Genomic DNA, 12,592 nt, shown 5'->3' with positions numbered 1-12,592 from the left:
TAGTATTCTATAAAACTTTTAAAAATCCTCTTTTTTATCTTAAATTTTATTTTTAAGGCTCATCCTTTTCACTATTCTAATCCGATTCTCTTTTTCTGTTTGAATAATTTTGAAAAATAAAATATTAAATAGAAGTAAAAGATAATAAAAGAGGGAAGATAATTATAAATTTTGGTAGATATATTCTATTATTCTGTTTTCAAAAATTTTAGGGTCATTCTCTTCTGCTATATAATTGTTCTCCATAAGACAGAAGACTACCCATCTCTTCTTTTTAGTTTCTAATAAGCCAATCAGTCCTGAAGCCGAGGATAAGGTCCCGGTCTTACCCCAGACCTGAAAAGGTAGACGTTCTTTTAAAGTCCCGTTCTCTTTGGTACTGGCAAAATAGTTCAGTATTGTAAAATCGTACTTCTGGTAAAGATATATAATCGCTTCGACTAACTGAGCGGGTGTCATAAGATTATATTCAGATATCCCACAACCGTCCACCAGGATATAATCCTTTCCCCATTTTAAGCCCAGGACTTTATCAATAACCCTTTCCAAAGAGGAAATAGCTCGAGGAATAGTGGATACTTCCTCAGGATTATCCTCCAGAGCCAGGGTACGAAAGATATTTTCAGCCTCCTGATTATCACTATTCTTCATCATGTAAGCCAGTATTTTATCCAGGGTATCAGAATAATAAATATACTTTACCTTTAGACCCTCTTTTGTCTCTCCAATCCGGATATCCCCTTCTATCTTCACTCCTTTTTGGGACAATCCTTTAGAAAAAATCTTCCCCCAGAGCAAGGGCATGGTATTGAAGTAGTAATTCTGTTTTTCTTTAGTTATATATCCTTTTACAGTTAATGCTCCAATCAGAGGGTTTTTATCATCCCACATCCATCCCCTTCCTAAAAACTCTTCGGGCAAGAACTTTGAATCGTCCAATATAATACCTCCAGATATATATCTAATACCGAACTTTTGCACCAGATCATTCGCTATCTTTCTGATTACTTCAGGGGATTGGGTGGGGTCTCCCCTCCCCACTACATATAGGTCTCCGATTATCTCTCCAGGAACAGAACTGGAAAAGTAGAAAGAAGTGGGATAAGTGTATTCCTTGCCGAGTATCTCCAGAGCAGCAAGCAGGGTAAATATCTTGGTAAGAGACGCGGGAGTGAAAAGTATATCTTCATTATAAGAAAATAGTACTTCTTGAGTCTTCAGATCCTTTATCAGGATACCCGAAAATCCCGGAAAATGATCTATTTCTTCCCCAATACCTGTGCTCGCACCAGCTATATAAATTATAAGAGAAGTGAATATCAGTATGGAGAAAAAAATGGTGAATATCTTATATCTTGATTTCAAACTCTTTTCCTTTCTAATTTTTTTAATTCAACACCACACACAGTTGGTAAGGCTCGATTAGTACCCTATATTAGGTATATTTTGGTTGTATTTTATCTTTTTATGGGGATAATTGGTTCTATATGGATGGTAGTATCAATATCCATTTCATTTTTTATCTCTTTTTCCAACCTTTCTGCTATTTGGTGAGCTTCTTCTAATTTCATATCTGCAGGCAATCTTATATGAAAGGTTAATTCTTTCCTATCTCCATATATATGAGAATGTAAATGGTGTAAACTAACATCGTGAGAAATACTTCGAGTTACAATTTTTATAATATCTGCTTTAAAAGTATCACTCGGTTCTTCTCCAATTAAAGTACTTATTGATTCTTTTAAAATTTTATAAGTAGTATAAAATATAATTAGAGACACTAAGATACCCATTATACTATCTATCCACCAGAAATAGTCTCCTATAAAGATCCCTACCAAAATCATCATAGAAGCTATTGCATCACTTCTATGATGCCAACCATCTGCTATAAGTGATTGGGAATTAATATTTTTCCCGAGTCGGAAAGAATATTGAGCTAATCCTTCTTTTGCTATTACTGAAATAGTAAACATTATAATGGCAAGCATATTGAAAGAGGCGGATTGTTGATTTCTAAATCTCTGAATCGATGCAAATAAGAAATTAATACCTACCACAAGTAGCAAAGTTGCTATGATAATAGAACTAATCACCTCTGCTCTACCATGACCAAAGGGGTGTTTTTTATCAGCTGGCTTGGATGACACTTTGAAACCTATAATAACCACCAGGGAAGTAAGGGTGTCCGAGAGAGTGTGCCAGGCATCGGCAATTATGGCTATAGAAAAAGTCTTAATTCCCACCCAGTATTTCAAGCCAAAAAGAATAGTATTTATAACCATAGATATGGTTCCTTCTAAATATCCGATATATGTTTTATATTTTTGAGTTATTGGTTCACTAGAATTAATTTTCATTTTTCTTTTTTTCTCCTATAGTAAAAAAATTAAGTAAAATTCTTATATTTAAATCCATTCAGTAACATACTCTTTTAAATGTTTAGTTTGATTCAGTTGGATTAAACAATACCCTCTTCCCTCTTTATGAGACAAAAGACTGTAAGAAGCAGTATCTAAATGAATCCTCCAAAAATAGGGTGAGGCAATATTCAGGCAGGCAGCTATAAGAGGCTTGAGCACTGCCCGGTGAGAAACTACGGCTAAAGTCTCTCCTTTATGCTTGGAAACTAAGTTATCCAGACAGGTCTTAGCCCTCTTCTGTACCTCATAAAGAGTCTCCATATTCTCTACTTGAAGTTTCTCGGGATTACCCACCCAGAGCTTCCATTCCTCAGGATATTGTTTTTCAATTTCTTTCTTATAATGTCCTTCCCAACTCCCCAATTCGATATTATTAAATTGCTCTTCTATCTTAACTTCTACCCCGCAAGTTTTTCCTATAATCTCTGCTGTTTGCATAGCCCTACTAAGAGGACTGGAATAAATATACTTAATAGGAAAATTTTTCAACTCCTGTGCTAAATCCTGAGCTTGAATAAGCCCTCTTTCATTTAAAGGAAAGTCAGTCCTACCTCTAAATATCCCCTTAATATTTCCTTCACATTCTCCGTGCCTTATCAAGATAACTAGTGTTCCATTAAAATTCTTATACATGCTTACCTCCTATCCTAATAAAGGTAAAAAAAGGTGCCAGGCACCTTTTTTTACCTTTATTATCATTTTTAGTGTCATAAGACGGCCATTTGACACTCTTTCAATAATATGAAACAGATAACCGTCTGTTTCCCTGTTTTATTAAACAACAACTATTAATTCATAATTCTGGGAACCTAATCCTATCTTTTCTGCATAATTTAAGCCTATCTTCCAGTCAGTATTTAGATGGACTCGACTAAATTTATCTTCTCCGGTATGAAAACCTTTCTCCTCCAGAATGCATCCCTTAATCACCGGAGCTTTATTTACCAGGTCTACACAGGCTCTATCCAGAGCCACAGGATCAAAAGAGGCCGCCATCCCAATATCTGGAACTATAGCCATATCATTGTAATTCCAACAATCACAATAAGGAGAAACATTCATAATAAAACTGAGGTGAAAATGGGGTTTGTCTTTTAATACTGCATAAGCATACTCCACAATTTTTTCCTGGGTATTTCCTCCCGATTCATCAGAGCCTACTATTGCAGCACTATACTGACATACCGCTACACACTGACCACAACCGATACATTTTTGATAATCAATTTCTGCTTTTTTATTTTCATTAAAATGAATGGCACTCTGGGAACAGTGTGTAATACACTGACCACAGCCGATACAATTCTTAAGATTGATTTTGGGTTTTGAGTTAGCATGCATCTCCATTTTACCCGCTCGAGAGCCACTGCCCATACCTAAATTTTTCAAGGTACCTCCAAAACCGGTCATTTCATGGCCTTTAAAATGAGTCAGAGAAATAATAATATCGGCATCAGCAATAGCTGTAGCTATCTTAGGTGCTGTACAATGTTTTTTATTGATTAAGATCTCCCGATATTCAGTCCCCTTTAAACCATCAGCAATAATGACATCACACCCGACCGCAATACGATTAAACCCATTCTCCATAGCAGTATTTAAATGGTCTACTGCGTTCGCCCTTTTCCCTGAATAAAGAGTATTAGCGTCAGTTAAAAAGGGCTTCCCACCTAACTCTTTTATCAATTTCACGATACAAGCTACATAATTAGACCTGATATAAGAAAGATTACCAGGTTCTCCGAAATGAATTTTTAGAGCTACTAACTGCCCTTTAAAATCAATCTCTTTAATCCCGGCCTCTAAAACTAATTTTTTTAATTTATCTAGCAAATTCTTTCCTGGTTTCGTCCTTAAATCTGTGAAATAAACTTTTGCTCTATCCACCATATTTACCTGTCCTTTCCAATAATTAAAAATAAGTTTTTTATTATTTTAATCAATTAAAACTATTAAAGCAAATTTTGTACTGGTTAAAAGGAATATTTTTGAAAGGATATTTAACTTATAGAGTATAATTCTATAAAATTTTAAAAAATCCTCTTTTATTAAAAGGAAATATAAAAATCTTTTGAAAAAAGAGAAAAATTATATTAAAATTAAGATAATTAAATATGAGGTAGTTTTTATAAATAAATATAAAGAAGATGCTAAAGGCATTATTATAAATATAAAACCTGGGGTAACCAAAGAGGGACCGGGATGGAGAAGTATCATCTATTTTAAGGGCTGTAACTTCCATTGCCCCTGGTGTGGTAGCCCAGAAAGCATACCCTTTGGAAAGACCGAATTAATTTACGATGATGGCTCTAAAGAAATCATTGGTCAAGAAATTACGGTAAAAGAGGTTATTCGCGAAATCTTACCTTACCAAAGATTCTTAAAAGACCATCACCATTATGGTGTAACCTTGTCTGGAGGAGAACCCACCGCCCAATGGAATTTTTATTTTGAACTTCTTAAAGGTCTTAAATATTTTAATTTTCCTACTGCAGTGGAAACCAATGGTTCATCCCCTCAATTTATTGCCTCCCTCCCTTATCTGGATTTAGTTTTTTGTGATATAAAACATATGAATGCAGAAATACACCAGAAATTGGTTGAAAAAGATAATAAACAAGTATGGTATAATATCAAAAAAACTTATGAAGCTGGAAAAGATTTAAGGATAGTAATCCCTGTTGTCCCGGGATATAATGATTCAGAAGAGAATTTTCAAGAAATTGCCAATTTTCTTTCTCCCCTGAAAGACGGACTCAAGGTAGAACTGTTAAAGTATGGAAGACAGGGAATCTATAAATGGAAAGCTTTAGGAAAAGACTATCCTTTGCTACATCTCATACCCCCTTCTAACCGAAAGATGATAATCTTAGCTAATATAATAAAAAACAAAGGGATTAAAGTAGATATCTCTTAAAAAGAAACTGACCCCGGATCCAAGCGCGGGATAATATCCTTTTTTAAAATATCAGGAGATAATTTTCGAGCATCACCATATTGACCGTGAATTCTTACTATAACCGGATAAGGATATTTTTCAGGATGTTCAGCTACATCTAATAACTGTTTGGAGGAAAATACATTAAAGTAAACATAACCTAACCCTTGTCCTTTGCCTTCCAGAGAATAATCAAAAATAGCTCCGATAATATCTTTCAAATATTGAGCCTTTTGTTCTAAATTCATCCCCTTGACACCTTCTGGATTAATACTCATGGCCACCGCTGAACCACCGGTCATAATTTCATAATTTAATTTTGATTGAGAAAGAATTCTGGTCAAAAGACCATTGGTAGCCATCTCCGGAGAAGGATCAAGCCCAAAACTTAAGCTTTCCCGCGCTTTTCTTCCGTCAGGTGTAGCTCCGGTCCAATATCCATAAAGTAGATTAGTACTGGGACTACTCCAATCAGCAGCAAAATTTTTATCGAAAGTATTTTTTTGCCGATTAATCTTTTCGCTGACTATTTTTACCAATTCCACCGCTTCTTCATCAGCATAGTCAATATTATTCCCATATTTGGGCACCTGCTGGATAATATTCTGTAATTCTTTAAATCCTTCAAAATTTACTTTTAGAGCAGTAATCAAATCATGCAGAGAAAATTTTACTTGAGAATCAGGGTTAAAGAGATATTTGATCACAGTCAAGGAATCAGCAGTGGTCCCTAAGCCATGAATCAAGCAGCCAGAAGCATTATATTTTGTCCCCAGGCCACTATTACAATCTCTCATATCGATTCCAGTTTCTCCTCCACCCATAAAAAAAGAAGCAAAAGGTACCGGTAACAAAGAAAGGGCCTCAGTACAGTTATTTGCTGCCTTTATCATTTTCTCAATAAAATAATCCAGATAGCGGTAAAAAACTTTTTTAGTTTCCGTAAAAGAAGTAAAGGGATTCTCTTCCAGCCCCAATTCTTCATAAGAAGGACCTAACTTTTCCCCGGTAATTAATGAATACCCCTCATTTAAAGAAATTTCTAAAACTTTAGCCAGATTCAACCAGCTATTGGTGGTGTTCCCGGTCTCTTTGCCTTTAATCAAGGGTTCCTGACAACCGGCAATAGCATAATCTTTTAAATCCTCTTCGGCAACACCTTTCTTCTTTAAGGCAGAAAATACTGCTACATCATTAAGAAAAGAAGGAGAACTATGTCCAAAATTAAACATAAATTTTGATATTGCCTGATAAAATTTAAACGGTGTATGGGGATGCATCTTAACTGAAAAATTCGGCTGAGGCCGATTGAATTGGTGATAAGACTCTAATATAATATAAGTCATATCATTAGATAAATCATTACCTTTAACCTCTGAGCCGCCTACCATAATATTCTGAGAAATAGCCCAATCTCTATCTCCCACTTCAAAAAAGGCCAAAAAATGGCGTATCAATTGCACGGCTAATTTTTTAGAAATCTTGGTTCTTTTATAATAAGGTTGCATTATCCTATCCAGATTCCCTACGGAAAAGGCGTAAGGATTAGGAAGTTGCTCCAAATTCATCACCTGCCAGAGCAAAATATAAGATTGTAAGGCTTCATATAAATTTTCTGCACCTTTATAGGGGACCTTATGACAGGTCTTGGCTATCCATTGCAATTCCTTCTTTCTTAGCGGATTGCCCTCTTGCTCAGATTTCTGCCCCGCCAATTTACTATAGCGATTAGCCAGAGTTATAGTCGACTGTAGAGCCTTTATTATACTGTCAAAATAATCGCTCTTAGCCGGAAATTTCTTTTTATTTTGTTTTAATTCTATGATTATGCCTTCTAATCCTTTTTCCAGAGCCTCTTCAAAACCAGGAATGGTATGACCAGTAACCCTTTCCACAAAATATACTGCTTCTCTGGTCTGATTTTCAGTATCATTATATATCTCTCTTATCTTCGCTATCGAAGGATGTCTGCTCCAGAATATTCGGTTATTTTTAATCATCTCTTTAGTTACTTCGATATCACTCATCTTATCTCCGGGTTTTACATCATCATAGAAAGCCATCTCATCATTATACCCCTGGAAACTTTCGATATGAAAAGCAGGGTTAATCAAGGCATAACTTGCTGAAAAAGCATCTTCTTCTGTTCCAGCAAAAATCTGTCCTGATTCAATGAAAATGGGTATCTTTTCACAGACTGATTCAAGCAAAATGCCTTGAGTCATAGCCGGAGAATATTTATCACCAATTTCTAATAATTTCCTTCGCTGAATATCTTTTGCTAACACCCAACCAATAAGGTTCTGTTTTTCCGCATTCCTCTTGACGATTAAATCTAAATATTCTTTTAATCTTTCAACATCTAAAATCTCTTCTAATGCCATTTTACACTCCCTTCTCTTTTAATCTCTTAAAATCTTCTTTTAAATCTTGATATAAAGATTTATAAATTTCAAATTGCTTAGTGTAAATATCGACATTTTCAGGAATTGGCTTGGTTTTTTCTTCTTTAAGTTTTACTACTTTTCTACATCCATCTTCTACGTCTTTATATATTCCCACTCCTATCCCGGCTAATATGGCCGCACCCATTGCCGCCGGTTCGATAGATTGAGTCATAGATATTTCTTTATTAAAAATATCGGCCTGAATCTGTCTCCATACTCTACTCTTTGCCCCTCCTCCGGAAGCAATTACCTGTTCAATCTTAATCCCTAATTCTTTAAACACCTCCAGGCAATCTCTTAAAGCAAAAACTACTCCTTCCATAACTGCCCTAATCAGATGAGCTCGGTGATGTTTTAGACTAAGTCCAAAAAATACTCCTTTGGCCTCCGGATTCATATAAGGAGATCTCTCTCCTAAAAGATAGGGAAGAAAAATTATAGCTTCACTCCCTACTTTAATTTTATCTACGTCTTCATCAAATATAGGATAAGAATCAGAAGTATGTAATATATTTTCTCTTAACCATTTTAAAGATAATCCGGCAGAAAGAATTGCCCCTTGTAAGTGATAGGTATCGGGTAGGGCATGGCAAAAGGTATGAATTCTTAACTTAGGATCATAGGTGAATTTATCCAGAGTGATAAACAATTGACCACCTGTTCCGATAGTGGAAGAAAGAATTCTTGGTTTAATTACTCCATTACCGACTGCCTGCATCGATTGATCTCCTCCGCCATAAACTACCGGAATCCCTTCTAATAGTCCGCTAGATCTTGCTACCTCTGCAAGTAAATAACCAGCCACCTCCTGAGATTCATGAACTCTTTCTGGAAGAATTTTAAAGGGCAGTCCTAAAATATCCAATAACTCTTCTGACCAACATCTTCTTTTAATATCCAACAATAGACTGCTGGAAGCATCAGTAACCTCAGCCCCTAAATTTCCAGTTAATTTATAGCGGATATAATCTTTGGCTAAAATCACTTTATATATTTGATTAAATTCTTCGGGCTGATTCTCTTTCATCCATAAAAGAGTGCTACCCATAAAACCAGTAGCTATAGGGTTCCCAGTCAGCTCAGCAAGTCGCTCTTTACCAATTTTTTGATAAATAAATTCACATTGAGAGCTGCTCCTCTGGTCAGCCCAGATGATAGCCGGACGAAAAGGCTGTAAATTTTTATCCAAAAAGACGGTACCATGCATCTGCCCTGATAATCCTACTCCTCTTACTTGTTTGGGGTTAACCTTTGATTCTTTTATTATTTCTCTTATTACCTGAATAGTTGCTTCCCACCACATTTTGGGATTCTGTTCTGCCCAACCTGGCTGGGGTATATCTATAGAATATTCTCTCCCTGCTAGAGCATAAATTTTACCCTCCCTATCCATAAGCACTCCCTTGGTCCCGGAGGTGCCTATATCTATACCCAATAGATAATCCATTTTATCCCTTTCGCGAATAAATTTTTACCAATAAAAGAGATATTTGAAAACTTTTGTATTACTCTTACACAGTTATATAGCTTAACCTTTTAAAGAACCTTGCATCAAACCTCTCAAGAAGAACTTTCCTAAGAATATATAAACTAATATAGGGGGCAAAGCAGTAAGAAGAGCACCGGCAATCTGAACATTCCATTGGACGATATAACTGCCGGCTAAATTATTTAAGGCCACAGTGATAGGTTGAGATGCCGGATTGGGGGTTACGATTAAACCAAAGAGGAAATCATTCCAGATAGAAGTGAACTGCCAGATCATAGCCACGGCAAAACCAGGCGTAGATAAAGGAAAAATTATCCATCTGTATATACCTAAAAAATTTGCTCCATCTATCTTAGAGGCTTCCACCATTTCGGTAGGAACCGTTATATAATAATTACGAAAGATTAAGGTGCTTATGGGTATCCCGTAGATTACATGGACTAAAATTAATCCGGGAATTGTCCCATAAACATGCAATTTCTGCAAAGTAAGTACTAAAGGAATAATGATGCTTTGATAAGGGATAAACATCCCAAATAGGATCATAGTAAAGATTAAATCCGAACCATAAAATCGCCATTTGGTTAGAACATAACCATTCAAAGAACCAAATATTGCGGAAATTATCGTTGCCGGTATAACTAACCATAGACTATTTAAAAAACTTCCCGAAAGACCACGAAACCCTCCTTTTGCACTCCCTAACCAGGCAAGACGGAAACTTTCAAAATTTAAGCTCCTGGGCAAATTCCACATAGTGCTCAGTCCAACCTCGGAAAAACTCTTCATCCCGGTTAAAATCATTATGTACATAGGGATAATATAAAAAACGGTAAATAAAACCAAAATTAAATAAATTAAAATGCGAGTAGTAGGTATTTTCATCTCTAAGCCTCTTTACGGAAAGTAGATATAAGATAAGGAATAATTAATAAAGATATTAATAATAACAATATAATGGCAATACTTGCTCCCTGAGCAAAATGGTTTCCTCTAAAAGTGGTGTCATACATAAATAAAGCCGGGACATCGCAAGAAAAAGCTGGCCCACTTCCGGTCATAGCCACAACTAAATCAAATATCTTAAGGGAAATATGGCCAAGAATAATAATGGCTCCAAAAGTAATGGGTCTAAGAAGAGGAGAAATAATATAGTAAAATATCTGCCATTTATCGGCACCATCTATAGCTGATGCTTCTCGTAGTTCTATAGGTATACCCCTTAGCCCGGCAAGATATAAAGCCATGGTATAGCCAGAAAATTGCCAGATAGCAGCAATAGCTACGGCAATTATTCCTATTTTGGGATCAGTATACCAACCACAAGTTAGAAAATTTAGCCCCAGCTTTTCAAATAATTGATTAACTCCAATGTTGCCCAATTGAATACTGCCCGGGTTAAAAAGCCAGCGCCAGATTACCCCACTGACCACGAATGAAATTGCCATAGGCAATAAAAATAGATTTCGAAATATACCTTCACTTTTAATCTTTTGGTCAAGAAAAATTGCTAATAATAAACCAATTAACAAACAAGAGATAACAAAAATAACTGTAAAGACAAGGGTATTACGAAGGTCTATCTGAAAGCGCATATTAGCAAATAACTTACGATAATTTTCAAAGCCTATTAAAGTGTAATTAGGAAGAACATCATTCCATTTGGTAAAAGATATAAATCCGGTCCAACTAATAAAACCATAAACAAAGACACCAACAGTTATTACTGAAGGCATTATGAATAAGATAGGCATTAATTTATCTCTTTTTAGGCGCATGGATTACTTCTCTCTGCAATTAACTGTAATTAACAAAATTTTTAGGGACGCCAGAAAGCGTCCCTAAAAATTTATCTTTCCATTATTTCTTTAGATACTCTTCAGCAGCTGTTATTAGTGCCTTCTGGGCATAGGAAACATCAGGTTTTGAAACAAATAGGCTTATAATATCTTTATACTCTGTGCTCCACCCTTCGCTGGCTGCTGCTCCATGTACTACACTGGGAGAAATAGCATCCTTTTGCCAATCTTTCGCGGCAGATTTCAGATAATCATTGTAATCACTAATATCTACATCTGTTCTTGCCGGGATTGAACCTTTGGCTTTATTAAAACCATATTGTCCTTCTTTGGAACCAAGAACTTTAAGCCAGGCTACAACATTTTCCTGATTTTTACAACCTTTTGGTAAAGCAAAACTATCAGAAAGAGCTAAAAAGATACCTGCAGTATTAGGAGACGGAGCCCAACCATAATCTTCAAATCCAACAGACATAAACCAGCCATTGGTCCAGTCTCCCATAATCATCATAGCACCTTTATCTTTAAGTAGATACTGCCCAGCTTCATCCCAGGTAAGAGCAGAATGATCAGTGTTTAAATAAGAAGCTATTTTAGCAAATGTCTCTAATGCATCAGTAACTCTGGGATCTGACCATTTTACTTCACCAGTCCACAAGCCTTTATAATCATCTGCTCCAAGTTTCCCAAGTAAGACTGACTCAAAAACATGCCCTGCTTCCCAACCCTCTTTTGTGCCCATAACAAAGGGGACTATACCTTTTGCTTTTAATTTATCACATACCTCAAAGAATTGGTCAAAGTTACTAGGGGGAGTAATTTCATACTTAGTAAATATAGTTTTATTAAACCACAATACATTGGAGCGATGGATATTTACTGGAACAGACCAATAATCTCCTTGGTATGATACAATGTCCAGTACACCCTGAGGCATAGAGTTAGTCCAACCCTCAGATTTATATAGATCGGTTAATGGCTGCACATATCCTGGTACTACCCAGGTATCAATTAATTCATGCCCGGCATGAACCTGAAAAGTATCGGGTGGATCTCCACCAAGCATTCTGGTTTTAAAAACAGCTTTAGCATTTGTACCTGCACCGCCAGCCACAGTAGCATTGATAAATTCTACATCAGGATATTTACTCTCATATATTTTAATGAGAGCATTCAGACCTTCTGCCTCACCACCAGCTGTCCACCAACTATTAACTTCAACTTTACCACTAAGCGATTCAGCTAATACTGGAAGAGCAAAAAATACAGCTACCATTGAAACTAAAACCAAAGCAGTTAACAATTTACGTAACATAACTAATACCTCCTTAAATATTATATTTATAAATTATTTAAAGATATTATAGAAATATTAAATAAAAAACCCCCTTCCTTTTTGAAATATTTTCAGCTAAGTATCTTCTTTCTGTAAGTATAATTATAGCACTTAATCCTCATTTATGTCGAATATATCTAAAAATAAAGTATCGATTAAA

Annotated in this window: 10 protein-coding genes; 1 reads left to right on the top strand and 9 read right to left on the bottom strand. The window is 35.7% G+C overall.

All coding sequences use genetic code 11. The features are described 5' to 3' along the window. Nucleotides 1-162 precede the first annotated feature (162 nt). From COZ07_RS02755 to COZ07_RS02740, 4 genes are all read right to left on the bottom strand, one after another. On the bottom strand, nucleotides 163-1,365 hold the full coding sequence (locus tag COZ07_RS02755) for a D-alanyl-D-alanine carboxypeptidase/D-alanyl-D-alanine-endopeptidase (protein ID WP_406607064.1): 1,203 nt from the start codon (nucleotides 1,363-1,365) through the stop codon (nucleotides 163-165). Nucleotides 1,366-1,457: 92 nt separating this feature from the next. Next, on the bottom strand, nucleotides 1,458-2,360 hold the full coding sequence (locus COZ07_RS02750; RefSeq protein WP_406607063.1) for a cation diffusion facilitator family transporter: 903 nt from the start codon (nucleotides 2,358-2,360) through the stop codon (nucleotides 1,458-1,460). Between the two features lie 48 nt (nucleotides 2,361-2,408). After that, nucleotides 2,409-3,056 (bottom strand): histidine phosphatase family protein, encoded by a 648-nt coding sequence (locus COZ07_RS02745; protein WP_406607062.1) that lies wholly within the window; start codon nucleotides 3,054-3,056, stop codon nucleotides 2,409-2,411. A gap of 141 nt (nucleotides 3,057-3,197) precedes the next feature. Beyond that, nucleotides 3,198-4,310, bottom strand: coding sequence for a DUF362 domain-containing protein (locus tag COZ07_RS02740; protein WP_406607065.1), 1,113 nt, complete (start codon nucleotides 4,308-4,310; stop codon nucleotides 3,198-3,200). Between the two features lie 184 nt (nucleotides 4,311-4,494). Here COZ07_RS02740 and COZ07_RS02735 point away from each other — a divergent pair, with 184 nt between their 5' ends. Next, a complete protein-coding gene (locus tag COZ07_RS02735) occupies nucleotides 4,495-5,340 on the top strand; it encodes a radical SAM protein (protein ID WP_406607061.1) in 846 nt (281 codons plus the stop codon). Here the strand turns inward: COZ07_RS02735 and COZ07_RS02730 are convergent. The 5 genes from COZ07_RS02730 to COZ07_RS02710 form a co-directional block, all read right to left on the bottom strand. Then, the gene (locus COZ07_RS02730; protein ID WP_406607060.1) at nucleotides 5,337-7,745 is read right to left on the bottom strand and encodes a pyruvate formate lyase family protein; all 2,409 of its coding nucleotides are present in this window, start codon (nucleotides 7,743-7,745) and stop codon (nucleotides 5,337-5,339) included. The two genes, COZ07_RS02735 and COZ07_RS02730, sit on opposite strands and share 4 nt — an antisense overlap. A gap of 1 nt (nucleotide 7,746) precedes the next feature. Continuing rightward, entirely contained in the window at nucleotides 7,747-9,255 is a 1,509-nt protein-coding gene (gene xylB / locus COZ07_RS02725) for a xylulokinase (protein ID WP_406607059.1), read from the bottom strand. A gap of 81 nt (nucleotides 9,256-9,336) precedes the next feature. Next, the gene (locus COZ07_RS02720) at nucleotides 9,337-10,182 is read right to left on the bottom strand and encodes a carbohydrate ABC transporter permease (protein ID WP_406607058.1); all 846 of its coding nucleotides are present in this window, start codon (nucleotides 10,180-10,182) and stop codon (nucleotides 9,337-9,339) included. A 2-nt stretch (nucleotides 10,183-10,184) separates the two neighbouring features. Beyond that, on the bottom strand, nucleotides 10,185-11,051 hold the full coding sequence (locus tag COZ07_RS02715; RefSeq protein WP_406607057.1) for a carbohydrate ABC transporter permease: 867 nt from the start codon (nucleotides 11,049-11,051) through the stop codon (nucleotides 10,185-10,187). A 106-nt stretch (nucleotides 11,052-11,157) separates the two neighbouring features. After that, entirely contained in the window at nucleotides 11,158-12,411 is a 1,254-nt protein-coding gene (locus tag COZ07_RS02710; RefSeq protein WP_406607056.1) for an ABC transporter substrate-binding protein, read from the bottom strand. Between the last annotated feature and the right edge of the window lie 181 nt (nucleotides 12,412-12,592).

It is taken from the genome of Candidatus Infernicultor aquiphilus, assembly GCF_002784285.1.
In the GTDB taxonomy this organism is placed as follows: Bacteria; Atribacterota; Phoenicimicrobiia; order Phoenicimicrobiales; family Phoenicimicrobiaceae; genus Infernicultor; species Infernicultor aquiphilus.
The sequence above is the reverse complement of the archived record's forward strand: the minus strand, read 5'-3'. Positions and strand labels throughout refer to the sequence as shown.